The sequence below is a fragment of the Thermococcus sp. LS2 genome (assembly GCF_012027375.1).
Lineage (GTDB): Archaea > Methanobacteriota_B > Thermococci > Thermococcales > Thermococcaceae > Thermococcus_B.
Genome location: NZ_SNUI01000001.1, coordinates 447245 through 471813 on the forward strand (window position 1 = coordinate 447245; position 24569 = coordinate 471813).

The 24569-nt window shown below is 39.7% G+C and carries 20 protein-coding genes and 1 pseudogene; 12 read left to right on the top strand and 9 right to left on the bottom strand.

Going from position 1 to position 24569, the window contains the following annotated elements; translation table 11 throughout:
- The first annotated feature begins 18 nt into the window (after nucleotides 1–18).
- From E3E24_RS02285 to E3E24_RS02305, 5 genes are read left to right on the top strand one after another with little or no spacing between them, the layout of a single operon-like run.
- Nucleotides 19–1206 carry a glycosyltransferase family 4 protein gene (locus E3E24_RS02285; protein ID WP_167886453.1) on the top strand — a complete coding sequence of 396 codons (1188 nt, stop codon included), beginning with the start codon at nucleotides 19–21 and terminating at the stop codon, nucleotides 1204–1206.
- A complete protein-coding gene (locus E3E24_RS02290) occupies nucleotides 1203–2429 on the top strand; it encodes a prenyltransferase/squalene oxidase repeat-containing protein (protein ID WP_167886454.1) in 1227 nt (408 codons plus the stop codon). The genes E3E24_RS02285 and E3E24_RS02290 overlap by 4 nt, the downstream gene beginning before the upstream one ends.
- A complete protein-coding gene (locus E3E24_RS02295) occupies nucleotides 2426–3616 on the top strand; it encodes a glycosyltransferase (RefSeq protein WP_167886455.1) in 1191 nt (396 codons plus the stop codon). The genes E3E24_RS02290 and E3E24_RS02295 overlap by 4 nt, the downstream gene beginning before the upstream one ends.
- Nucleotides 3617–3668: 52 nt before the next feature.
- On the top strand, nucleotides 3669–5057 hold the full coding sequence (locus E3E24_RS02300) for a sulfatase (RefSeq protein WP_167886456.1): 1389 nt from the start codon (nucleotides 3669–3671) through the stop codon (nucleotides 5055–5057).
- A gap of 12 nt (nucleotides 5058–5069) precedes the next feature.
- Nucleotides 5070–6263 carry a glycosyltransferase family 4 protein gene (locus tag E3E24_RS02305; protein WP_167886457.1) on the top strand — a complete coding sequence of 398 codons (1194 nt, stop codon included), beginning with the start codon at nucleotides 5070–5072 and terminating at the stop codon, nucleotides 6261–6263.
- Nucleotides 6264–6276: 13 nt separating this feature from the next.
- Here the strand turns inward: E3E24_RS02305 and E3E24_RS02310 are convergent, their stop codons facing one another.
- Nucleotides 6277–7314: a glycosyltransferase family 2 protein gene (locus tag E3E24_RS02310; protein WP_206204983.1), complete on the bottom strand. Its 1038-nt coding sequence runs from the start codon at nucleotides 7312–7314 to the stop codon at nucleotides 6277–6279.
- A 262-nt stretch (nucleotides 7315–7576) separates the two neighbouring features.
- Nucleotides 7577–7795, bottom strand: coding sequence for a polysaccharide biosynthesis-like protein (locus E3E24_RS02315; RefSeq protein WP_370520436.1), 219 nt, complete (start codon nucleotides 7793–7795; stop codon nucleotides 7577–7579).
- Nucleotides 7796–8047: 252 nt separating this feature from the next.
- Between E3E24_RS02315 and E3E24_RS02320 the strand changes: the two are divergent.
- Nucleotides 8048–8909, top strand: a pseudogene (locus E3E24_RS02320) (cation diffusion facilitator family transporter).
- On the opposite strand, the gene mfnA reads toward E3E24_RS02320, so the two are convergent.
- The 3 genes from mfnA to E3E24_RS02335 are packed head-to-tail and all read right to left on the bottom strand — an operon-like array spanning nucleotide 8910 to nucleotide 11536.
- Nucleotides 8910–10070: a tyrosine decarboxylase MfnA gene (gene mfnA, locus E3E24_RS02325; protein ID WP_167886520.1), complete on the bottom strand. Its 1161-nt coding sequence runs from the start codon at nucleotides 10068–10070 to the stop codon at nucleotides 8910–8912. It lies immediately after the preceding pseudogene.
- Nucleotides 10071–10104: 34 nt separating this feature from the next.
- Nucleotides 10105–11289 carry a cation:proton antiporter gene (locus E3E24_RS02330; protein WP_167886458.1) on the bottom strand — a complete coding sequence of 395 codons (1185 nt, stop codon included), beginning with the start codon at nucleotides 11287–11289 and terminating at the stop codon, nucleotides 10105–10107.
- A 1-nt stretch (nucleotide 11290) separates the two neighbouring features.
- Complete coding sequence (locus E3E24_RS02335) at nucleotides 11291–11536, bottom strand: DUF131 domain-containing protein (protein WP_167886521.1); 246 nt, start codon at nucleotides 11534–11536, stop codon at nucleotides 11291–11293.
- 79 nt (nucleotides 11537–11615) lie between these two features.
- Here E3E24_RS02335 and E3E24_RS02340 point away from each other — a divergent pair, with 79 nt between their 5' ends.
- The 3 genes from E3E24_RS02340 to jtg all read left to right on the top strand — a co-directional run bounded on the left by E3E24_RS02340 (nucleotide 11616) and on the right by jtg (nucleotide 15166).
- Nucleotides 11616–12308 (top strand): HAD family hydrolase, encoded by a 693-nt coding sequence (locus E3E24_RS02340; protein WP_167915588.1) that lies wholly within the window; start codon nucleotides 11616–11618, stop codon nucleotides 12306–12308.
- Entirely contained in the window at nucleotides 12286–12912 is a 627-nt protein-coding gene (locus E3E24_RS02345) for a diacylglycerol/polyprenol kinase family protein (RefSeq protein ID WP_167915589.1), read from the top strand. Before E3E24_RS02340 ends, E3E24_RS02345 begins: the two co-directional genes overlap by 23 nt.
- Before the next feature lie 277 nt (nucleotides 12913–13189).
- Nucleotides 13190–15166, top strand: a complete 1977-nt coding sequence (jtg, locus tag E3E24_RS02350; RefSeq protein WP_167915590.1) for a 4-alpha-glucanotransferase — start codon at nucleotides 13190–13192, stop codon at nucleotides 15164–15166.
- 69 nt (nucleotides 15167–15235) lie between these two features.
- Here jtg and E3E24_RS02355 read toward each other — a convergent pair whose 3' ends face one another.
- From E3E24_RS02355 to E3E24_RS02370, 4 genes are all read right to left on the bottom strand, one after another.
- Entirely contained in the window at nucleotides 15236–16165 is a 930-nt protein-coding gene (locus E3E24_RS02355; protein ID WP_167915591.1) for a TIGR00269 family protein, read from the bottom strand.
- 46 nt (nucleotides 16166–16211) lie between these two features.
- Nucleotides 16212–17867: a hypothetical protein gene (locus tag E3E24_RS02360; RefSeq protein WP_167915592.1), complete on the bottom strand. Its 1656-nt coding sequence runs from the start codon at nucleotides 17865–17867 to the stop codon at nucleotides 16212–16214.
- Between the two features lie 49 nt (nucleotides 17868–17916).
- The gene (locus tag E3E24_RS02365; protein WP_167915593.1) at nucleotides 17917–19908 is read right to left on the bottom strand and encodes a S8 family serine peptidase; all 1992 of its coding nucleotides are present in this window, start codon (nucleotides 19906–19908) and stop codon (nucleotides 17917–17919) included.
- A gap of 201 nt (nucleotides 19909–20109) precedes the next feature.
- Nucleotides 20110–21597, bottom strand: a complete 1488-nt coding sequence (locus E3E24_RS02370) for an NAD(P)/FAD-dependent oxidoreductase (protein WP_206205298.1) — start codon at nucleotides 21595–21597, stop codon at nucleotides 20110–20112.
- Nucleotides 21598–21701: 104 nt separating this feature from the next.
- Between E3E24_RS02370 and E3E24_RS02375 the strand changes: the two genes are divergently transcribed.
- Genes E3E24_RS02375 through E3E24_RS02385 form a run of 3 tightly spaced genes read left to right on the top strand, consistent with a single transcriptional unit; the run spans nucleotide 21702 to nucleotide 24495 of the window.
- Nucleotides 21702–22208 carry an HPP family protein gene (locus E3E24_RS02375; protein ID WP_240912183.1) on the top strand — a complete coding sequence of 169 codons (507 nt, stop codon included), beginning with the start codon at nucleotides 21702–21704 and terminating at the stop codon, nucleotides 22206–22208.
- 15 nt (nucleotides 22209–22223) lie between these two features.
- Nucleotides 22224–23366, top strand: coding sequence for a cation:proton antiporter (locus E3E24_RS02380; protein ID WP_167886523.1), 1143 nt, complete (start codon nucleotides 22224–22226; stop codon nucleotides 23364–23366).
- A 1-nt stretch (nucleotide 23367) separates the two neighbouring features.
- Entirely contained in the window at nucleotides 23368–24495 is a 1128-nt protein-coding gene (locus E3E24_RS02385; RefSeq protein WP_167886467.1) for a cation:proton antiporter, read from the top strand.
- The last annotated feature ends 74 nt before the right edge of the window (nucleotides 24496–24569 follow it).

Below are 24569 nucleotides of genomic sequence, written 5' to 3' on the forward strand. Positions count from 1 at the left end.
TTATGTGAGGTATAATCTATGGATGTAAAAGCAGACCTCATAATATTCTCTCAAGCGTTTCCTCCGGAAAAAGGAGGCAACGCATCAAGAATTGGTGATTTATATAAATATCTTACCAAATTTGGAATCAAAGTTATTGTTGTTTCTGCACTTGAAACTTATCCCTTTGGAACATTCCCCCGGGAATTTAGACTAATTAAAAAAGATGGCGACGTTATTCGGCTGTTTACGTATCAGCCTAAAAAAGATGCTTCTAGCATTGAGAGAGTTTTGTATTACACTATTTTTCCAGTTTTGGCAAGCATATGGCTGATTTTCAATAGAAAATCTTCAGATGTTATTTTAATCACTTCACCACCACCCCAAATGTATTTGGTCGCTCTCATTGGTAAACTCCTGAGAAAGAAAGTTATCATCGACATTAGAGACTTGTTTTTGGATGTCAGCGTTAATTTGGGATTCATAAAGAAAGGGAGCTTAGTTGAGAGAGCTTTTAGATTCTTGGAATCGAAAGCTCTTCAAAAGGCAGATGCCGTAACTCTTGTTACTCTAAAGATAAGACGCCAATTAGTTGAGGAATACGGAATAGATTCTGCCAAATGTTATGTAGTTCCTAATGGTGTGGATTTGGAGACATTTAAGTGCGACAAATTAAAAAGAAAACTTCAAATGGTTTATGCTGGCTACTTTGGACATGCTCAGGATTTTGACACATTTTTGAAAGGATACGCACTTTTGAAAGAAAATGAGAGAGTGCCTCTAATCTTGGCAGGTGGCGGAGAAACACTTGAAGATGTGTTGAAAAACGCTGAGAAGCTTGGAATTGCTAAATGGATAAACTATGTTGGGATGCTATCTAGGAGAGAAGTTGTTAAGTTGCTGTGCTCCTCCTCCATTGGCGTTGCCCCAATAAAAGTGGATGAAAGTCTGAAATATGCAATTCCATCAAAAATCTATGAGTATTTAGCATGTGGTTTGCCATTCATTGGAGTAGGTATTGGAGAGATAGAGAGGATTGCAGAGGAAAGCAGAGCTGGATGCGTAGGAAAAACTCCAGAAGAAGTTGCTGAGTGCATTAGGAAACTTTTAAACTCCAATCTTGAAAAGCTGAGGGTTCAAGCTCTCAGATATGTTAAGAGGTTCAGCAGAGAAAGCTCCGCCGAAAAGTTCCTTAATGTACTGAATTCGCTGAGGGGACAAAAATGAAGGCGAAAATGTCTGAATACTTGGATGCTTTGCTGAAAAATACTGAGCAGTACTTAGTAATTAAAGATGAAATCGCCTACATAAAAGATCCTGTTTTTGGAATAGTGAGAAATAGAGTTAGCGCTGAGTATCTGAAATCTATAATTCGGTTATACGGGGAGTCTGAGAGAGATATTATCAAAAAACTTGTGCGTTTCCTTCTTTCGAGGCAGAATTTAAACGGCTCTTGGAATGAAATTCATCCCAATTACAACCAAGAATCGGCTCTCGTAACATCTTTTGTTGGAGAAGCTCTGCTTCTAGCTTTGCCATATTTAGAGGGTGAACTGAAAGAAAGAACAGAAAATGCTCTGCGGAAGGCGAGAGATTATGTCCTATCAAGTGAGATTGAGCAGGGGTATTTTCTTAAGTCTAAGCTCTACACAGCTGACTATCTTAATGTTGATGCAACTTGTGGGGCTTTCTTAGCTCAGTATTACAAAGTTTTTGGAGATAAAGAAGCATTAGAAGGTGCAAAAAGAGCTGCAAGAAGAGTGTGCACATTTCAAGAAAGAGATGGGGCATTTCCGTATACAGTGAATAGAGGAAATGAGAAGTATCCATTGAATGTTCCGTGCATTCACTACCAAGGTGTTACGCTTTATTATCTCTCAAAGATTCAAGAAGTTATTCAGGAAGAGCGGCTTAAGGAGTGTATGCTCAAGGGAACGCAATGGCTCTCGGACGTTCAAAGAAATAATGGAAAATTTGATTGGTCAAAGAGCGGCTTGATGTTTGCTTATTATCTTACTGGAGCTTATGCATTTGGAATTGCCTCTTTTGTGTACGCATCTCAATGGGATGAGAGATATTTAGAGAACGCAGCAAAGCTATTGCCAATTCTGAATGAGAACACTCCAAATATAGTCCTCAGATGGGAGAAAGGAAAGTGGAGAGATTTCCCAAGAGATGTGGTTGTTTCATTTAAGAGTGCTTGGCTCGGAGATTATCCTGTAAAACACAAGCTGTTTAGACTTGGCTATGCTGTTTATAGGCAGATTGCAAGGAGAAGGTTCTCTGAAGATGTTAAGGAAGATATGATCTTCAAACTTGTAACAAAGCTTTTTGGAATAAAGGCCTCAACAGTTGAGCCTTCTAAGAACTTCCCTGACATGTTCATGACGTCTGAAGTCTTGGATTGTTTAAGTTATGCGTTAACATTTTTGGAAGGTGAAAAACAATGAAGATTATCTTCCTTGCATCTAACTTTCCGGACCCAGTGAACAAAACATGGGCACCTTGGAACAAGAGTGCAGTTGATAGTGTTTTGGACTTTGCAGAGCCAACTGTGATAGTACCCAGACCTTTTGCACCTCCCTTTTCCAAGTTTTCAAAGATACCTAAGTATGATGAAGGCTATGGTTATTCAGTTCACTATCCTAGATTTTTGTATTTACTCCCAAAATCCTTGTTTTATTGTCTAACAGGCAAATCTTACAGGTATTTTGTTGGAAGATACGCTCTGAAGGCCATAGAACAAGGAAAAATTCAAAAGCCAGATGTCATTCATGCATTGCATCCTTATCTTGATGGTTATGGTGGTGTTCCAATTGCAAAGAAACTTAAGACTCCTCTTGTGATAACAGTCCACAGTCCTAACAATCTGAAGATATGCTCTAAAAAAGTACTTTCAGCTCTCAAGAGTGCAGACAAGGTTGTTGTAATTGCTAAATTCCTTGCTAATGAACTCATTGAGATGGGAATCCCCGAGGAGAAAGTTGAGTACATAAGCTTAGGTGTCAATCCGGAAGAATTTAAACCTCTAAACAGGGAAGCTTCGAAAATTGTAGTGCCAAAGTACAAACTATCGGCTAATGACAAAATAGTTCTCTATGTAGGACAGCTGATACCTAGGAAGAATCTTAAAACCCTCCTAAAGGCAATTTCCTTGGTTTTACGTGAACTCCCCGAAGACATTAAAAAGAATGTTAAGTTTGTCATTGTTGGAGATGGGCCAGAGAAGAACGCTTTACAGAAATTAACACACGAGTTAAAGATTAGTAGTTATGTAATTTTCACGGGTAGGGTCTCTTTTGAAGAACTAAAAGAGTGGTATGGTGTTGCTGATATCTTTGTGCTCCCAAGCTTATCTGAAGGAAAACCTGTGGCAATATATGAAGCTATGAGTAGTGAATGTGCAGTTGTTGCGTCTAATGTTAATGGTATTCCAGAGCAAGTTTTTGATAGTGTTAATGGATTCCTTGTAAATCCAAATGATATGAAGGGATTAGCAAGAAAAATCATCTATCTCCTTGAAAATGAACAAGAACTGGAGAGTATGAAGAAAGAGAGCAGGAAACTGCTGTTTAAACTTGGCTACACTTGGGAGGAATATGGAAAAAGGATAAAGCAGGTTTATGATTCACTTTAAATTCGCAAGACATATAAGTTTATTACTTGAGAGTAGTTCAGAGGGTGAAAATATGGCTAATGGTGAAATAAAGAAAGTTTTGCTGATAACTATTGACTGCTTTCGTGGAGATCACCTTCATTACAATGGTTATGAGAGAAAAATAACTCCAACAATGGATAAGCTTGCCAAAGAAGGTTCTAACTTCTTCATGGCATTCTCAAATGGTCCACATACTCATTACTCTTTTCCTTCAATTTTAACATCAACGTATCCTCTGATGTTTGAAGGTCCAAAAATAGGGGCTGGACGAATTACTTTAGCCGAAGTCATGAAAATGCTTGGATTTAAAACTGTGGGATTGAACTCCAATCCATTTTTGTCTGAATATTTTGGTTATGGAAAGGGTTTTGATGTTTTTAATGACTTTTTAAGTGGAGAAGAGGCCAAGAAAAAGAGTTCTATTGCTGTAAACTTGAGAAAGAAAATCCCGAAGGGCAGTATAATTTACAGATTCCTTCAGTTTGTTGATAAATACATGGCTATAAAGAATCAAAAGACTCCTTACATAACAGCAGATGAACTTAGGAGTAGAGTTATTGATTATTTGGAGAGATACAAAGATGAAAAACTCTTTTTGTGGGCTCATTTCATGGATGCTCATTATCCTTATTTACCGAGTAGAGAGACGATGGAAGAGCTTGGCTTCAAAGATGTTAATGATTTCAAGAAGGCAAGACTTTTCACAAAGATGCTGAACAGTCCCGAAAAAGTCACTCCAGAAGAGGCTCAGATTTTAATTAACTTGTACGATGCGCAGATTTACACAATAGACCAAGAAATTAAGAAAATCTTTGAATATCTCGATGAAAACGGAATGCTCGATGAAACACTAATTGTAATCACAGCAGATCATGGTGAAGAATTTGGAGAGCATGGAGACTTTACACATAGAGTTGATAGAGACAAACCAACATTATATAATGTTCATATTCATGTACCTCTGATTTTCTACTCTGGCAACTGGGAGTATGATGACGTGGACAAAAATGTATCCTTAATTGACTTAGCACCAACCATTGTTGATCTCGTGGCTTCTCAAAAAGTTAAGAAGTTTATGGGCAGAAGTTTGGTCCCTTTGATGAGCAAAGAGGAAAGTGAGCACAGAGCATTCTACTCGGAGCATGAATATCAGGAGAGCGAGATTGTTGGGAATGTGATGAAAGAGAGGAAGAAAGCAATTGCATATATTGAATATCCCTACAAGCTAATCTACTATGAGGGAGATAACAGCTATCAGCTCTACAATTTTGAGGAAGACCCAGAAGAGAGAAAGAATTTGATTAATGAACCAGATTATCAAAAAGTTGCTTTATATATGAAGGAGAAAATTAAAGAGCATTTGAGGAAAATTGAGATGTCTAAAGTAAGAATTCGGTTAGGAAGGCTTAGAAAGGTTTAGGTGATATGACATATGAAAATCCTAATAATTTTTCCTCGAAATATTTATAATCCGAAGTCGGGAAAAGAGAGACGAGTTAACAACCTTGTAAGAGCTTTATCTGCATTTGGGGATATTGTGACACTTGAATCGGATGAATATAAAGATGAACCAAGTCTCCTATCAAAACGGAGGTACTTCTTTAGATATAAATTTCTTAGGGCGTTTTTAATAGATTTTAACCCGAGTTACATTTTTTCGCTTTTTAGAACCCTAAAAAGAGAACAACCTACAGTAGTACAGCTCTCTTACCCATGGGGAATACCAATTGCTGCTCTTTTACGCAAGATTCTAAAGTTGAAATTTCTTTTAGTTTATGATGCTCATGATGTTGAAGCTCAAAGGTGTTATGAAGTAGTTTTAAAAGACCCAAGTCATGGAATATTAAAGCCACTAGTGTTTTTGAGATGCTTATACGAAAGCATAATTGAACACATTGCTGTTAGGGTTTCTGATATTATAATAGCAGTAAGCAGGGAAGATAAAAGAAGATTTTGTGAGAGATATTATATCAACAGCAATATAATTGTCGTGGTTCCTATTGGTTCATTCATGATTAGCTCCATCAATCACAAGAAAATTGAGAGCAAACTGAAATTGGGGCTAGATAAAGAGACTATTGTTCTGCTTTTCCATGGAGTATTTACATATTACCCAAATAGGGAAGCTGTGGAGCTTATAAAGAAGTACATTAATCCAAAAATTCGTAAAAAATACAAAAATGTAATGTTTGTGATTGCAGGCAAAGGCACTCCAAAAGGAAGGGAGAAAGAATTGGTATTTTTGGGGTTTATTGAAGATTTAACGACTTTTTTAGCATCTGGAGATATTGCTGTTGTTCCAATATTGAAAGGTGGAGGGAGCAGGGTGAAGATTTTTGATTATATGTCTGTTGGTTTACCTATTGTTTCGACCAAAAAAGGTGCTGAGGGAATTGAGCTTATAAATGGGAAGCATGCATTGATTTTTGATGATGTGAATGAAGAGTTTATTAAAGCAATTGACCATTTGATTGAAAATCCAAAACTCAGAAGAAAACTAGGGTATAATGCACAGAAGTTAGTCAAAAGTAAATACATCAACACCATGACTACATATATATACATTAACAAATACGTTAACAAATTAAAAACAATAATAACTAAGAAGTTTCAAATTGAGAAGTAGACACACATAATTTTCAAGGATGTTTTAAAATACCATCTAAGATACCACGAAAATAATTAATAAATGCTGGAGGATATTTTTTATAGATAAGATAAATTGCAGTTTTAAACCATATTTCAAAGAACATAGTATATAACAAATTAATTTTAAAGTTCCGTAAAGTATGTTTCCTCAAAAACCAAAGTCGATTCCTTGTCATGTAATAAATATAAAATGGGCTAAACTTTCCTCCACTTGATGCTGCTATCTTATGCCAAATCTTTGCAGTGGGAACATAAATTAATTTGTAATTATTTCTCTTAGCTCTGAAGCATAAGTCAGTTTCTTCCCAATAACAAAAGAACTTTTCGTCAAAAAAGCCAATTTTACTGAAAACCTCTTTTTTGATTAGCATACAGGAACCTTCAATCTTATCACCCTCCGTTATCTTATTCCATTGTCCTTTATCTATTTCACCTGCTCCATATCGTTTTTCTTTTCCTTTCCATAAAATTAACTTCGATATAGTAAATGCTATCCTACTATCCATGTCATAATAATAAATTTTTGGCCCTACAACTCCAATTTTTTCATCACTCTCAGCAACTTTAACCATTTCTATCAAAAAATTCCTATCTACAACAGTATCATTATTCAAAAGCAGGATATACTCTGGATTTAAGACACTCAAAGCGAACTTAATTCCAATATTGTTTCCGCCAGCAAAACCATAATTGCCTTTGTTCCTAATTAGAATTAACCTTCTATTAACATCGTATTTTTCGTAAAGTGATCGATTAAACTTTCCTTGCCTTGCATCATCTTCACTTATTTCAAAAACTTTAATCGGCTTGTTATACGGAGAATACTCAAAGAACTTCGAATTAACTTCAATTTTTCCAGCACAATATTCTTTGATTTTTTGAACAGAGTCGTCTTGGGAACCATTATCTACAACAATTACATCATAGTTGGGATAATTAATTCGATATAGGGACTCTAAACATTCTATGGTATCTTTCCATCCATTCCAATTAAGAATAATTATGGAAACTCTAGGCATCTTTTTCATACTTATCCCCCTTATTATTTAGTGTGTATATCTCTTAGCTCAACATTACATTTTTCTTGGAGATTTTCTTTTTAAAATAGTTTTATTTTAATTTTATTGTAGAGAGATAGTAAAAGTGTGCCAGGAATAATTGTTGTCACTGCTAATCATGTAGAAACTTTTGGGGCTAAAAGGAAAACACCATTCAAAAGATCTGGATAGGGAGACAAAAACAGATACTTAAAAATTTGAAAAGAAGGAAACTGGGGAAATTAAAAAGTAATCAAAAATCTGAAATTTGGAATCCTAAAGTTGCTAGGGTAATGTCAATGCTTATGATAGTTAATGCAAGAGAGTACACTCCATACTGGGAAGTTTTGAAATACCTGGCTATGACAGCTCTGCTGAAAAATCCAAGGAGCATTGAGATGACAGTTCCGGCAAAAACTATTCCGGTTCCCCTTGCAATTTTTTGCAATGCTTGGCTTACTTCATCACTCACATCAATCACCAGTTATGTAATTCTCTTTGGCATAGGTTTAAGAAGTCTTTGCTGTGAATCTTCATTGTGCGATGATGATTGATGGGCGAACCGAGTTGTGATGAAGGTAAGGTGATCGCTGAGCACAAATATTATAAGTTCAACTCTAAAAGCACATTTGAAAGATGATGATTTCAGCCTTATCTGAGTTGTGATGAGGGAGTGACGGACTGATTTGATTAACTTTTTAAACCTCTACTTCCTCTTTCTATTATGCAGAAAGTTTACAAGCCTATGGTTATAAGCATTTTAGGTAATTTGCTTCTTGCAGTTGTAAAGGTTGTCATTGGAGTTGCCTATTCAAGCTTAGCTCTAATTTCAGATGGTATTCATTCTCTTTCTGATACCATTACGAGCGTTATCGGATTTGTAGGGATTAGGATAGCATCAAAGCCTCCCGACAGGAGCCATCCTTTTGGACACTCTCGTTTTGAGCCGCTCTTTGCATTCTTTATTGGCTTAGCTCTGTTTTTAGTTGCCTACGAGATCGCAAGGGATTCTCTGGCTAGAATTCTTTCAAAACAGATTATAGAAGTCAACGCCTTAATGCTGGGAGTTACAATACTTTCAATCTTGTCTAAAGAAGCTATGACTCAGTACACTTTAAGAGTCGGAAAGGCACTTAATAATCAGATTCTGATTGCAGATGCATACCATCACCGGAGTGATGTTTTGAGTAGTTTAGCTGTTTTGGCTGGTCTCTTGCTCCAGAAGTTTAGTTTTACTTATGGAGATGCTCTCGCTGGGTTTATAGTGGCGCTGTTTATAGGAAAGGTTGCTATTGAAATTATTCTTCAAAATGTAAACTACCTTACTGGAACTGCCCCGCCATTTGAAGTTTGTGAAAAGATTAAGGAAACAGCTTTGAGTGTCGAGAATGTTATGGGTGTTCATGATTTAAGAGCCCACTACGTAGGCCCTAAGCTTCACGTTGAGCTTCATATTGAGGTTCCACCAAATTTGACGCTTAAAGAGGCCCACGATATTAGTGAAGAAGTGAAGAAGCGCATAGAAAAAACTTGAAGAGGTTGAGAGGGCTTTTGTGCATGTGGATATTAAGGGGGTTACCAAATAATCAGAGGGCTTTTAAGATTTCTCTTAAATCTTTTAAAAACCTCTCTAAGTGCTCTTTTTTAACATGGGGCATCATGACAATCCTGATGAAACCTCTGTGGGCACTGATTCCCCAACCTCTCTTTTTAAGTTCCTCTTCGACTTTTTCTAGCTCTTTAGTTCCGAAGGACACGATGTTAAGCATCGGCTCCCTTATTAAATACGCTCCGTCCAACGTCTTTATCTGCTTAGCAAACCATCTCGAAAGCTCCATTGCTTCTTTTACAATCCTCTTGTATCCTTCAAAGCCCAAGTGTTTTAGGAGAGCCCATACTGCCAGAGCATTTGCTCCCGGTCTTGTTCCGGTTATTGTCGCTTGGAATATCTGTCCTCCCGCTAAGTATGGAGCGGGAACGCTTATTGCATCGATGAACTTCTTTTTTCTGAAGATTATTCCTCCAGCGGGAATTGGCGCCATGCCCATTTTGTGAGGGTCAATTGTTACGCTCTGCACTCCTTTGAGCTTAAAGTCAAAATCCGGCAGATCATAACCTAAAGCTTTGGCAAATGGTATTACAAAGCCTCCAAATGCGGCGTCAACGTGAAGAGGAAGTCCGTAATCTTGAGCTAAATCTGAAAGAGCTGGAATGTCATCTACAACTCCCAGACCAGTTGTCCCTGCTATGCCTACAATTCCTATTGTGTTATCTGTAATTTTACTCTCAACGTCCCTAACATTGACGGAGTAATCCTCATTCAGCTCAGCCCAAACTAATTTGACCTTCAACATTTCACTCGCTTTAAGAAATGAGAAGTGTGCGCTCTCTGGCAGAATCAGCTCTGGATTTTCAACATCAGCTATATTACGAAATGCTCTCACTGCTAAGATGTTTGCCTCTGTCCCTCCAGAGACTATGTTTCCGTAAGCTTTGTTTAGGTGCAGCAAATCCCCGAGCATCTGCACAGTTTCTTCCTCAATTTTTCTGCTTCCAACGTGTAGTCCGGGATCTCCAAGATTTCTATCAATATAGAGGGATATTATCTTTTGAGCAAGGGGATGTGGATAGGTGCACATTGATCCAAGAATTTTACCCGAATCAAAAGTTAAATCCTCACTTAACCGCTTTTCAAGTTCGCTGAGCACTTCCTCTTCACTCATTCCTTTTTCTGGAAAAGCTGTCATTACTCTCACCTGCAGATAGTTGTTCATTATGCGTTTAAGCTTTATCCTCTCTAGTTTTTTCTAAATACAGCTTGAAGAACTGGGGTGTGGTTATTGCTGTGAGCATTGAAACAATGACTATGCTTGCGAACAGGCTTTGATCAATTAGTCCTTTTTCCAGTCCGAATTTTAGGATTGCAAATTCCAAGCTTCCTCTTCCTCCCATTCCGATTCCAACTAGGAATGCTTTTTTCCAATCAAATCCAAAGATTTTCATACCTAAAGAGCAGCCTATGAGCTTTCCAAGAACTGCTGCCATGTAGAGAAGTGCAATCATGATTAAGCTTATTTCGCTCATTGTTGGATTAAACATCAATCCAACAAAGATAAAGAAGAGCGGAATGAAGAATTCTGTCAGCACAACTTGTAGGTCTTCAATCAGCTCATTAAGCTTTATTCTGCTTATAACTAGGGGGTCTTTTCTTTCTCTTAGGCGGCTTATTGTTAATCCAGCTAAATACGCCCCAATTATCTGATGAAGACCCACTTCTTCAGCTATGATTGCGAGGAGGAAAGTTAAGACAAGTGTGAAGGTGAAGAAAACATTTAGGTTGCGCAGTATTCCGTAAAATCTCTTGGAGCGCTTAAATATAAACTCGGAAATTAACAATACAACAACTATAAACGCAGCTATCTTGATTGTCAAAATTGCAAGAGGTATGGGACTAAGCTCCCCTCTTGCAAGCGCTGTAATGATACCGATCAGATAAACAGCTATGATGTCATCAGCAAACGCGGCTCCCATGAGAATTGAGGATATCTCCCTCTTGACTCTTTCTCTAACAATTACGCCGCTTGTAACTTCAATTGCAGTATTCCCCAAGGTCACACCTACGAATACAGCAGCTGCTAAACCCTTTCCAAAAGCCATCACTGTTAGAAAGCCAAAGATAAACGAGAAAGCTACACCTAAAATTGCAACGACTGTGGCTTTTAATTTATTTGTAGCTATAGCAGAAAAGCTGCTTGTCAAACCCATGTATAACATCATCATCAAAAGTCCAAACTCTGAAAGAACCTTGAGAGGCTCAGACGGAGAAATTATGTTGAGAACAAAGGGACCTAGAATTATTCCCGTTAAAATGTGTGCTATTATTGGATGGATTTCCTTCTTTTCAAAGAGCCACTCTAAGGTTTTTGCTGTTACTAAAAGAATGGATAGATCAAGAATGTACTCCAACTTAGACCCTCCTGCTCAGCAGAGCCATGAAAATCCAGAGGAGCATTAGGATTATTGCAAGGATCATGGCTAAAGTTGCACCTCTCTGAGTTCCAAAGACTATTGGGATTGGCCCTATCATTATGACTCCGCCACTTTCAACTTCAGCCTCTCCGCCTGTTGCTGCCATTAAGGTTCCTATGAACACCAGGAGGAATCCTACGAATATCATCGCTATTCCGGCTATTATTAGAAGCTCTCCTTTCATGGCCATCATGGAATTGTATTTTTGCAACTTTTTAAAGCTTAACCTAAAAATTATTAAAGCAAAGCTTGAAAGCTCTATTATGCTGGTAATGGTTGACCTTGATGATACTCTCTGCAACACTTGGGAAGCTGGGAAATATACCATCTTGAGGCTTCTTCCCCACCTTATTAGAAAACGAAAATTCAAAGCAATGTTCTACATCTTAACTGCCCGTTATAGAGAGCTGGAGCAGTCAAGAGAACTTTTAGTTTTGGATTTGGATAAAATGCTTCAGAAGATTATGGAGAGAGTTTACCAGAAGATAAAAGATAAGGATTTGGAAGAAATGGTCGAGCTAGTTGATAGAACATTTTTCTCAAACCTCAAGCTCTTTCCCGATGCTAAACCTTTCTTGGAAGAGCTGAAAAGAATGGGTGCAAAAATAGTTCTTGTAACTGATTCATCAACATACTGGCAAAGGAAAAAGCTCGAGTATCTTGGCATAAAAGATTACTTTGATGGAATAATAATCAGCGGGGAAACAGGACACAGCAAACTTGACCCCCACAACTTCTTACTTGCGAGAAGGATGTTTCCAAATGAGGATGAAGTTTACATGGTTGGAGATAGAGATGATACTGATATGAAAGGAGGCAAAGCCGTTGGAGCAACGACGATACTAGTGAAGAGAGGCTATTTTAAGGGCAGGAGAGCGAAGTATGCAGATTACATTGTCAAAGATTTAACTGAGGCACTAGAGGTGATTAAGCGTGAGCATGAAAAGCGAGCTTAAGAGAAAAGCTCTTCATCTCACAGGCTTAACAGTTCCGCTCGTTTACATTCTCTTCGGAAAGGAAGTTGCGTTGATCTTTGTTGGTTTGTCTTTTGCAGCCTTCATAGCCCTTGAGCCTCTTAGAATAGTGGAGCATTTAAGAGATAAATTAAAGAAAAAGCTTGGCCTCTATGTTGATAAGCAGCTGATTAAGATCGTTGAGAGAGAAATAGACACAATAGCGAGAGAACATGAAAAGAGGAGCATTGGTGCTCATATCTACTTCACCCTAGCGGCGTTCACAATTGTCTACTTCTTCCCAAAGGATATTGCCATTGGTTCAATTGCTGTTGCAACTTTGGGAGATGCTATGGCTGCAATAATCGGAAAGCCCTTTGGAAAACACCGATTTAAAAACGGCAAAAGCGTTGAAGGAAGTTTGGCCTACTTCATAACGGCTTTGCTGATTTTAATCCCTCTAATAGATGTTCCTCACGCAGTAATCGGAGCATTTGCTGGAACTCTGGCAGAATTTTACGAACTGCCGCCAGATGATAATTTTTCAAATCAATTGGCAGTTGCTGTGACGCTCTACATTTTTAGAAAATTTGCATTCTGGGGATAAGAGATTAAAGAAAAGAAAAATCAGCTAATTGTCACTTCAGCAAATGTACTGATTGTATCTTCGTCTGTCCACTCTTGTCCTGGCTGACCTCCTCCCCGTCCTAAAGGGCGAGGCTTGAAAAAGAATAAGGTAATACAATAATAGCCAAACTCAAGCCTTTTTTCATCTTGATTCACCCCGGGTGATAAGTGTTCACCCTTGTTGATATATGAGCATAAAATATTTATATACCTTTTTGAATATCACTGTTAGTGATAATAACAATGGAGGTGCAGCGATGATAAACTTCATCTTTGGCATTCACAATCATCAGCCCCTTGGAAACTTTGGATGGGTTTTTGAAGATGCCTACAACAAATCGTACAGACCATTTATGGAAATTCTTGAAGAGTTTCCCTCAATGAAGGTTGCTGTTCATTTCAGTGGTCCTTTACTCGAATGGATAAATGAAAACCATCCAGAATACATTGATCTTTTGAGAAAGCTTGTGAAGAGAGGTCAGCTTGAAATAGTCGTTGCAGGATTTTATGAGCCAGTTTTGGCAGCAATACCAAAGGAGGATAGAATTGAGCAGATAAAACTCCTCAAAGAATTTGCCAAAAAGCTTGGCTATGATGCAAAGGGTGTATGGCTTACAGAAAGAGTTTGGCAGCCAGAATTGGTAAAAACCCTCAGGGAAAGCGGAATTGACTATGTGATTGTTGATGACTATCACTTTATGAGTGCTGGACTCAGCAAGGAAGAGCTTTACTGGCCGTACTATACAGAAGATGACGGGGAAGTTATAGCGGTGTTCCCGATTGACGAAAAGCTCAGATATTTAATTCCCTTCCGTCCCGTTGAGAAAACAATCGAGTACTTGGAAAGCTTAGCTGATAGTGACCCTTCAAAGGTCGCTGTCTTTCATGACGATGGTGAAAAATTTGGAGTTTGGCCCGGGACTTATGAGTGGGTTTATCAAAGAGGCTGGCTTAGGAAGTTCTTTGATGCCATTACAAGTAACGAAAAAATAAACCTCATGCTCTATTCCGAGTATCTATCAAAGTTTACTCCGAGAGGATTGGTTTATCTGCCAATAGCTTCTTACTTCGAGATGAGCGAGTGGTCACTTCCAGCAAAGCAGGCAAAGCTCTTCGTTGAGTTCGTTGAAACGCTGAAAGAAAGGGGGGAGTTTGAAAAGTATAGAGTATTCGTTAGAGGTGGCATCTGGAAGAACTTCTTCTACAAGTATCCAGAGGGCAATTTCATGCACAAGAGAATGCTCTACGTCAGTAAACTAGTTAGAAACATCCCAGAGGCAAGAAAATACATACTCAAGGCTCAGTGCAACGATGCTTACTGGCACGGCGTCTTTGGCGGAATCTATCTGCCTCACTTGAGGAGAGCAGTTTGGGAGAACATAATAAGAGCACAGAGTTTCGTTTCAATTGGAAATAAAGTTTTTGATGTTGATTTTGATGGGAGAAATGAAATTATGCTTGAAAATGACAGCTTCATCGCAACTATTAAGCCACACTATGGTGGTTCAATTTTTGAGCTGAGCTCAAAGAAAAAAGCAGTTAACTATAACGATGTTTTAGCAAGGAGATGGGAGCACTATCACGAAGTTTCCGAAGCGGCAACTCCAGAAGAAGAGGAGAATGAAGAGGGCGTTGCGAGCATTCATGAACTTGGTAAGGAAATTCCCGAGAAGATTAAGCGAGAATTGGCTTATGATTGGCAGCTTAGGGCTATTTTGCAAGATCACTTCATACCAACCACAGAGACCCTTGACACTTACCGCCTGGTCAAATATCACGAATTAGGGGATTTTGTTAACCAGCCCTATGAATTTGAGCTTTATGACAGCGGAGTAAAGCTTTGGCGCAATGGGGGAATTTATGCTGAGAAAAAAGTTCCAGCAAAAGTTGAGAAAAGAATTGAGCTTGCAAATGACGGCTTCCTTGCAAAATACAAGGTTTCACTTGGTGAACCTTACAAAGCTCTCTTCGGAGTTGAAATAAATTTAGCTGTTCACAGCGTCATGGAGAGTCCAGAAGAGTTTGAAGCCGATAGAATACTTGTGAACGACACATATAGCATTGGAAAAGTTGAGATAAGTCTAGACAGAAGAGTTAGAGTCTGGAAGTTCCCAATTAAGACGCTCTCACAGTCAGAGAGTGGCTGGGACTTCATTCAGCAAGGAGTAAGCTATACCCTGCTGTTCCCAATAGAGAAGGAGCTTGAATTTGAGATTAGGTTTAAGGAGCTCTGATTTTTAAAATTTTTAAATTTTAAAACCGAGGATAAATTGCCGATGATGGCTGTCTTTCGGGCCCTGACCTTATGATGAGGGCCCTCCTATCTGAGGCTTTATTTTAAAGTCTATTGGCTTTTCAAGACGCCAAACCTTACAGAAGGAGCACTTCTCACCTAAAGCTGGCATTCCACATACTTTGCACTCCTTGAGTTCTACTTCTTCAATTTCCTGCTCAAAGAGGTATCTTTTCCTTAGGTAGCCTTTCACGAAGTTTATTTTTGTCCCTGGTCTTTTTTCTTCCATTTGGTTCAGAACTTCTTTATAGCCCAAAGTGGTTGCTCCTCTCGCATGTGGGCATTCTTCAATCATGTACTCTATGCCAACTGCTAAGGCATATGCAACAACTTCCCTCTCTGTAACCTCATAAAGGGGCTTAACTTTCTTCACAAATTTGCCTTCCCCGGGTAATAAAGGGCCTTGCTTGGCCAAATACTGGGTATTCCAGTTCATCATGTTGCTGAAAATGAACGATGCCTCGTCATCTAAGTTGTGTCCTGTAACGATAACATCAAAGCCATTATCATAAGCAAATTTGTTGAAGATGTACCTTTTGGTTATTCCACAGTAGGAGCACGTGGGGCGGGAAGTTTTGAGCTCACCAATTCCAGCTCCTAATAGTTCTTTAACTCTAACTATATGGAGAGGGGCGTTTATCATCTCGCGCTGCTTTTTGGCATATTCCTCACTTTTAGCTGAATATTCTCCAATCCCGAGATTGATATGGAGGCACTCAATATCATAGCCGAGTTTTTTGAGCACGTAAGAAACAACAGCTGAATCTTTGCCTCCGCTTACAACTACCAAAATTCTCTCATCCTTTCTCAAGAGCTTGTACTTCTCGATGGTTCTCTTAACCTTTCTCTCAAAATACTCTATGAAGTGCTCCCTGCAGAGATACATTTTTGGGTAGTGTAGCTTAATATAGGCTTTTTTCTCACAGAATTTGCATCTCATATTCTCACCTAAAAGAAGGAGAGGAGAGCAGTTTAAAAGCTTGTTGCTACCTCTTCTTGAGGAAAATTAGGGTTATGATTAAAGCAAGTATTCCTGCACCAATGTAGATATATGGTAGCTTTCTGATGCTCATGGGTGAAAATCCCTTATTTTCTATAGCTTTTACAGAAATCAATACTTTGGGTTTGTATAGCACGAGAACACCGTCGAGATTATCGAGATTAACTTTGTTTAAGCTAATTCCGGTAAATTTTGAATCCTTTATCATTAGAATTGTTGAATTGTTTAAAACCAGCTCATCCCCTTCCTTTTTGATTTCTGGAATGTCAAGGTAGAGGATTACTCTTAGAAATCTCCAACCCTTTTTATACATCTCGTTTTCTATTCTAATATCTTGAAGAGCTTGAAGGACTAAGGCTGTGCTTCTAATACCGCTTGGGTTTCCGTTGGAATATCCGAACCCTCCGTTTGGGTTCTGGTATTCTGAGAGTATTTTGAGGGTTTTTTGAACTTCTTCTGTCATGTTGAAGGCATAAAACGTTTTCAGAGCTTGAGCATAATAATACGTTGGATATCCAGCTCTCAAGTTGTCTCTTAAATATTCAAGACTTTTGTTGTAGTCAAAATCTACGTTGAGCTTCTTCATTGCCCAGATTACATAGGCAGTGTTGTAAAATTCTTTCCAGATTCCATCTTTTTGGGCTGAAAGTAGGAAATTGAGCTCTTTTGAATAATCTTCTCCTTCCTCTGCTTTTATCATCATGATTTCAGCAACCATCCAAGGGAGAATTTTTGTTAAATTGACGTTTAAATCTGGCTTTTTGTTGCACATCAAAAAGTACCTTGCAAAGATTACCTTTTCCATGTCATTTTTGGGTTTTATCATGTCTATATACTGACATCCTACGTTTTTTAAATCTTCAAACCCCTTAACTTTTGAAGCATCAAGAATTTCTACTGTGTTGAATCTCTTAACTCCCCAGAAACCGAAATGTTGTCTCTCAAGCAGTTTTTGATGGTATTTTTCGCTTTTTGATGCATAGAGTGCTAAAGCTATCCCTAAAGTTGAGTTAAAATCCTCTTTCACGTCAGCTTTTTCTCCAAGATAGGAAAGAGCGAAATACTTGAAGGCCTTGTTTTCCCCCTTAATTTGTACACTGTTTACAGCCACTTCTTCTCCTAAAGCAAGGAACTTTAACAATTTTTCAAGCTCATTTTGTGATTTGACATTTTCAAGCCAAAATTCTCCGCGTGTAATAGCTTCACCAACATCAATTTCGGCGACTTTGGTTTTTGAATACTCCTTTAGGGCAAGGACAGCTAAGGAGGTATCGATAATATCTCCAAAAGAGCCATCATCTTTTTGAATATAAATCAGCCAATATGCAGCAGAATTTATAGTTTCAGAGTACCTCCCGTTAGCTAAGCTCTCACACCTCAGAAGAGCCATTAAAGCTGGAGCAGTGTACTTTGCTTCTGGGGGGGAATGAGAATTAGAACCCCATGCAAATTCAGGTGTTTTGATTTTATTGAGCCACTCACATCCTTCAAGTGCTCTTGGATAATCCCCATACTCATACAAACCAATCACTGCAAAAGATGTTTCAAGTGTCGTTGGCTCCCAGACATTAGGGACCTCGATTGCGAGAGTGAGATTCGTTGATATTATTAAAAGAATAAAAATAAATGCTATTTTTTTCATTCTGCACCCTCCAAAGAAAGGAGGTAAAGAGAAATAAAAAGATTTGGAATCAGCCGTAGTAGACTCTGGTCAAGAGCTCGTAATATGCCCAGCCTACTGTGTTGTATGCATAGACAAGGAATGTCCAATCTCCTGGGATCGGATTGCTGTATTCAACATGCTCTGTGCTTGTGTAGCTGGTTGATCTGTCAACAATGTTTCCGTTGGGATCATAGAGGTAAAGATCAAGGTCATGTGATGATGAGGCTGAAAGATCTCCTGTTATGAGTGTAGCACCGCTGTTTACTGTAACAGTGAATGTATCATATCTGTCATAGATATCATGCACATATCCTGTGAAAGTCTGCTCGTCAACGGTTGGCTCGGTTGGTGTAGGTTCAGTTGGTGTTGTTCCGGAATCTGCTGAAGCCCCCTCGACTATGACCTCCAAATTGTAGTTTGCGGCTCCGCTGTAGCTCTGTACTTTTATTGTCCATGTTCCTGCCGCTGGGCTTGTGTAACCGACTTTTTCAAATCCATAATAGGCTGTGTATGAGTAGTCAACTTGATTTCCGTTGGGGTCGTATAGGTAGAGGTCAATATCGCTTGATGATGTGTCCCATGTTAGGTATGCGATTATTCTTTCAGCCCCGCTTCCGACGTCGACGGTGTGTGTTTGTGAACCTTTGTCAGCAACATATCCCGTGAAAGTGAGGATGGTCTCATAGTTACTGTCCCCATAGAGGTAGGCTTTGTAGGCATTTACTCTACCAGCACCATAAGCTATGTCTGCAATCTCAGTTGGGGCAACGATGTCTGCAGTTTCTACTAATGCCTTCTTAACTTGGTCTGGGGTCCAGCTTGGATGGGCCTGCAATAACAGAGCAGCAATTCCAGCAACGTGTGGTGTTGCCATTGAAGTACCTGAGGCTGAGGTGTAGTAGTCATCAATTGGAGTCCCCATGCTGGTTCCAGCAGCCCTTGCTGCTATTATGTTTACACCTGGGGCAACTACCTCTGGCTTTAATCTTCCATCTGCTGTTGGACCTCTTGATGAGAAGTCTGCAATCACATCATTGTCGTCAACGGCACCCACAGTTATGACCTTTGAAGCTGCTGCTGGTGAGCCAATTGTGTATGTATCTGGCCCGCTGTTTCCAGCAGCAACACATACAACAAGTCCAGCATCCCAAGCGTTGTTAACTGCTTGTGAAAGTGAGTCCGTACCATCGGAACTCTGTGATGAACCTAAACTGAGGTTGATAACCCTTATTCCATAGGTATCCTTGTTTTGAACGACCCAATCAACACCAGCTATTATATCTGAGATTGAACCACTTCCATCAGCGGCTAAAACCTTAACACCAACGAGCTTTGCTCCTGGGGCAACGCCTTTGTATTTTCCATTTGATGCAGCACCAGTTCCAGCTATTATGCTAGCAACGTGTGTTCCGTGTCCATTATCATCATATGGAGTTGTCTTTCCGTTAACAACATCGTACCATCCAATAACTTTGCCTTGAAGGTCTGGATGGCTTGCGTCAATACCAGTATCAATAACAGCAACAGTTATGCCGCTTCCATCATAGCCAAGTTGCCACATTGTCGTAGCAAGAACTTGGGTGGTTGAGTAATCAAGTGCAATCTTGACTTTAAAGTCATCTTCAATAAACGCTAAACCTTCAATTTTAGGAGCCAATCCGAGATATGCAAGAATCTTGTCAAGCTTGCTTGGAGTTGCAAGCTTTTTAACATCTTTAACTTTCATTTCAACAGCAAAAGCTGGAATTATGCGATACTCATATTTGATTTTGCCGAACTTTTCGAGAACTTCTTTTGCCTTTGGCATGTAAGAGTAGTCCTTAAGCATCACTATGGTGCTTATATCTGCGTCATCGGGAAGTGACTGGAGCTTTGCGTAGAGAGTTGGCTTTGCTTTACCGTAGAGCTTTGGAGTGTAACTGACTGTTACTTTCTTTGGAGCTGTTGGAGCAGCCATGGCAACTCCAAACATCAAGCCTATCAACAATAGTACCAAAATAATTCTACTCTTGTTTCTCATTGTGTACCACCGTCCATATTCAAGCTATGGTGTATATTAGTGTTCAAGAGTGAAGGGTACCATCTGGCCTATATAAATTTTATTCCTTCTAACTTTGATTAGTTAGTTGGAATCTATGCAAAAAATGAGTGTTTGTTCAAAAACTAAGGAATAAATTGAACAAAAATGAAAAAGTTTAGCCTGTACTCTAGTTATTTATATTTAGCTCTCTAAACTTTCAATTCTCTTTTTCCAGTTGCCTGGTTTCTTGAAATCTTTAGTAGTATATAATCCTTCCTTCTTTAGTATTCCCCTCGCGGCTAAAAGTCCTGTTGCAGCTGCATTCACTATATCCCTTGAAAGGCCTGCACCATCACCAGCAGCGAATATGTTTTCTATGCTTGTCTCTAAGTCCTCATTTACTTCAGCTCTCATTGCATAGTATTTGATTTCTGGAGCGTAAAGCAGAGTATGGTCGCTTGCAACTCCTGGAATTACTTTATCTAGCTTTTCAAGACCCTCTATTATGTTTGTAACGACTCTGTGAGGTAGAGCCATGGCTATATCTCCGGGTGTGACATGTTTTAATGTTGGCTCAACATTGCTCTTCCTTATCCTTGCCCACGTGCTTCTTCTCCCTCTCCTTAAGTCTCCTAAACGCTGTAGAATTGGCTTTCCTCCCCCAATCGTCGTTGCCAGCTGGGCAATGCTCTTTCCATAGGCTGTGGTATCCTCAACTGGCTCTGTAAGCTCTATTCTGCTCAGAAAAGCAAAGTTCGTGTTGTTACTCTTTTTATCCCTCATGGAGTGTCCGTTTACACCGACATAGCCATCATAACGCTCTTCAACAACGAAACCGTAGGGATTTGTGCAGAATGTTCTAACGAAGTCGTCGTATGTGTCCGTGTAAATGTGGAACTTCGGGTCATGGTTTATGCTCGTTATGGGCTCCATCACTATAGCGGGAACTTCAACTCTAACTCCCACATCTATTGGACCGTGTCTGGCTTTTAGTCCAATTTTTTGGGCTACCTCGTGGAACCAGTCAGCCCCTCCTCTTCCGGGAGCAACAATTATGTATCTGGCTTTAATTGTGAAGATTCTATTCCCTCTTCTCGCTATGACTTCACCTTGCCTAAATTCTTCAACTTTTGTCCAGAGGATGAACTTCACTCCTTTGCTTTCAAGGTATTCCTTGATTGATTTTATCACTTCCTTCGTATGGTCTGAACCAATGTGTCTCTGAATTATTGGAATGAACTTCACTCCTGCCTGAGCAGCTCTCCTCTCCCATTCTCGTATTTGTTCCTCGTTTCCTTTGTAAAGCCTTCTTGGTGCTCCATGTTTTAGAAAAATTTGGTCAACCTCCCAGACAAGCTGCCAAGAGTAGTTTTCATCGTGGGTGAGTTCAGTTAAATCGCCGCCGATGTCTGGTCTTAGGTTTATTGTTCCGTCGCTTAAGCCTCCGGCCCCTCCAACGCCGCTCATTATGTGGCACGGTTTGCATCCAACACAGTAGCCGAGCTCATACATTGGGCATACTCTCTGGTCAATGTCACCTCCCTCGTCTATTACTGCTATCTTAAAATTGCTCTTCTCTGCAAGCTCATAAGCGGCAAAAAGACCTGCTGGGCCTGCCCCTATAATGACAACGTCAAATTTTTCCTCAAAAGAAACCATATATCCCTTACCAAGGTTTGCCATGTGCATACTTATAAAATTTGTGCTCTATTAGAGAAAGGTTTAAACACGAGTTTGTATAAAATAATATGGTGGCATGGGTGGAGAGAGCTGACAAGCTGAAGGAAAAGAAGATGTGTATTGTGGTTGGAAAGAGAAAACACATCCAGATGCAGAGAAAGCAAGAGTTAAGTCATAACATTCGCTATATATCGAAAGTTCCTGTGAAACTTGTCATGGATAGGGAATTTCTAAAAGTTCATCCCGAAGATTCCCTCATAACCCTAATTGAGAACCTTAGGGGAGAGGAAACTTCTGCAGTTGTTGTTGACGATGAGGGCAAGCTTCTGGGATTCATTACAATGAAGGACTTGCTTCATTTCTTCAGCCCACCAAGGAGATACTCTATTGTTGGTCTAGGACTTTTGAAGAAGTACACAATCAACAGAGCATCGCGCGTTGAGGACATAATGATTACAAAGCCCATAACAATCCATATTAGCGACAACTTGGGTCATGCAATAAAATTGATGATTGAGACTGGAAAGCATCATCTCCCAGTTGTTGATGATGAAAAACATGTTCATGGAATCTTAGAAGTGAAGGATATTATAAGGCTCATTAGAATAGTATCGCTTTAGTTGGGGAGGATAAAATTGGATGTATTCCTTGAACTTGCGACGATACTGATAGCCGCAAAGATCTTTGGATATTTAGCGACTAGGATAAGGATGCCCGCAGCACTGGGTCAGCTCGTTGGAGGAATCATTATCGGCCCTTCTATTCTCCATTTTGTGAGCTATTCTGAGGATGTACACTTGATAAGTGAGCTCGGCATTGTTCTGCTCCTCTTTCTTGCAGGTCTTGAAACAGATGTTGAGGAATTTAAGCGTGTTGGTGTTCCGGCTTTTCTCGTTGCCATTGGTGGCGTCGCTGTGCCTTTCCTCTTTGGCTATGCCTCTGCGCTGTTCTTTGGGTATTCAAAAGTTCAAGCCCTCTTTCTTGGCGGGGTTTTAACTGCTACAAGTGTTGGACTAACGGCGAGCATTTTAATGGAGATGAAAAAGCTTAGAGGGAAAGAGGGAACAACTATATTGGCTGCTGCCGTTGTTGATGACGTTCTCGGCATTATTGTTCTCACGATTCTAGTCGCGCTGAATACAAAAGGCCATGTTTACATTGATGATTTGCTTATCCTCCTTGGAGAAGTAGCGTTTTTCTTTGTTATCAGCATTCTCATTGGAACCCGTGCTATAAAAGAAGCCCTGAAATTATCTTCAAAAATCGAATTGCCAGAAACTGTTACCGCTTTTGCCCTCTCTATAACTTTGATATTTGCATATATAGCTGAGAAGTTCCAAATAGCTGGCATTACTGGAGCTTACTTGGCCGGTCTGATAATAGCTCAAACAGATGAAGCTAGGAGAATAACAACTAAGACAATGACAATAGCGTATTCCCTCTTTGTTCCTGTGTTTTTGGTCAGCATAGGCATAAAGAGTGACATCAGAATACTCCTCCATGCGGGAACTTTTGCCCTTGTTTATTCTTTAGTGGGTATTTTTGGTAAGATTGTGGGATGTGGAGCTGGAGCATTACTGGCTAAGTTCAAGCCCAAAGAAGCTCTCCGTGTTGGTGTTGGCATGATACCAAGGATGGAAGTTGCTTTGATTATGGCCAACGTTGCTTTAACGGAAGGTGTTTTTGACCAAGGAATTTTCTCGATCCCAGTAACTATGGTAATCATAACAACAATAATAACGCCGCCTCTTCTCAAATGGACATTTGCGAGGGATTAAAATGGAAACGCTATTGATGATAGCACTAATGCTTGCTGCTGCAAAACTTCTCGGCTGGATATTTGAAAAGCTTGGCCAGCCTGTTGTACTTGGCCAGATTCTTGGGGGCCTTATAATTGGAATCTTTGCTGAGAGCAATGAAATAATTCGTGAATTTGCAAACCTCGGTGTACTTCTCCTGCTGTTTTTGGCTGGTATTGAAAGCGATTTGAGTGAATTCAAAAGAGTTGGCAAGCCAAGCATGTTTGTTGCGGGAATAGGGGTGGCTATTGCATTCCTATTTGGATTTCTTGTGGCTCTTCCCTTTGTTGAGTTTCATGAAGCTCTTTTATACGGTGCAATAATGACCCCTACTAGCGTTAGCATAACGGTTAGAGTCTTAATGGAGCTGAGAAGACTGAGAACAAAAGAAGGAACCACAATTTTAGCTGCCGCTGTCGTTGATGACGTTTTGGGCATACTAATTTTAACCATTATTATCTCCCTATTGAGAGAAGGTAGCATTCATTATAGTGCAATCGTTGAGATTCTCATTGAAGTTGCTGGATTTCTTGCAGTTTTCTTATATTTGGGGCCTGTGCTGGCAGAAAAAGCTTTTAGAAAGATTTCTCGCATAGACTTGCCAGAGGCCACGACAACTTTTGCAATCGTTTTCTTGATACTCTTCGCTTATTTAGCTGAGCATTTGAATTTGGCCTCTATCCTCGGAGCGTATATGGTTGGCCTCACGATTGGACAGACCAATTATAGAAAACAAGTGGAAAATCCAATTAATACCCTAGGATACTCCTTGTTCATACCTTTATTCTTTGTAGAGGTTGGTATGAGAATTGAGCTGAGCTATATAATTCACGCTGGATTTTTTGCTGTAATTTATGCGGTTGCAGCTATTCTTAGCAAAATCCTTGGATGTGGCCTCGGTGCGTATTTAGGCGGCTTTGACCTGAAGGCTTCTTTAAGAATCGGAGTTGGCATGATTCCAAGATTAGGTGTTGAGCTGGCTATGTTGGCAATAGCAATGGCGAGCGGTGTAATTGGTGCCGATGCATTAACAGTTGCAATCTTTATGGTGTTTGTGACGACCATAATAACCCCACCGCTGTTGAAGTGGGTTTACAGCAGAGACTGACCTCCTCCTCGCCGTGAACGGCGAGGGTTCCCACAGGGAACACCCTCTACCGTCTCGCGACGGGTTCATTGGGC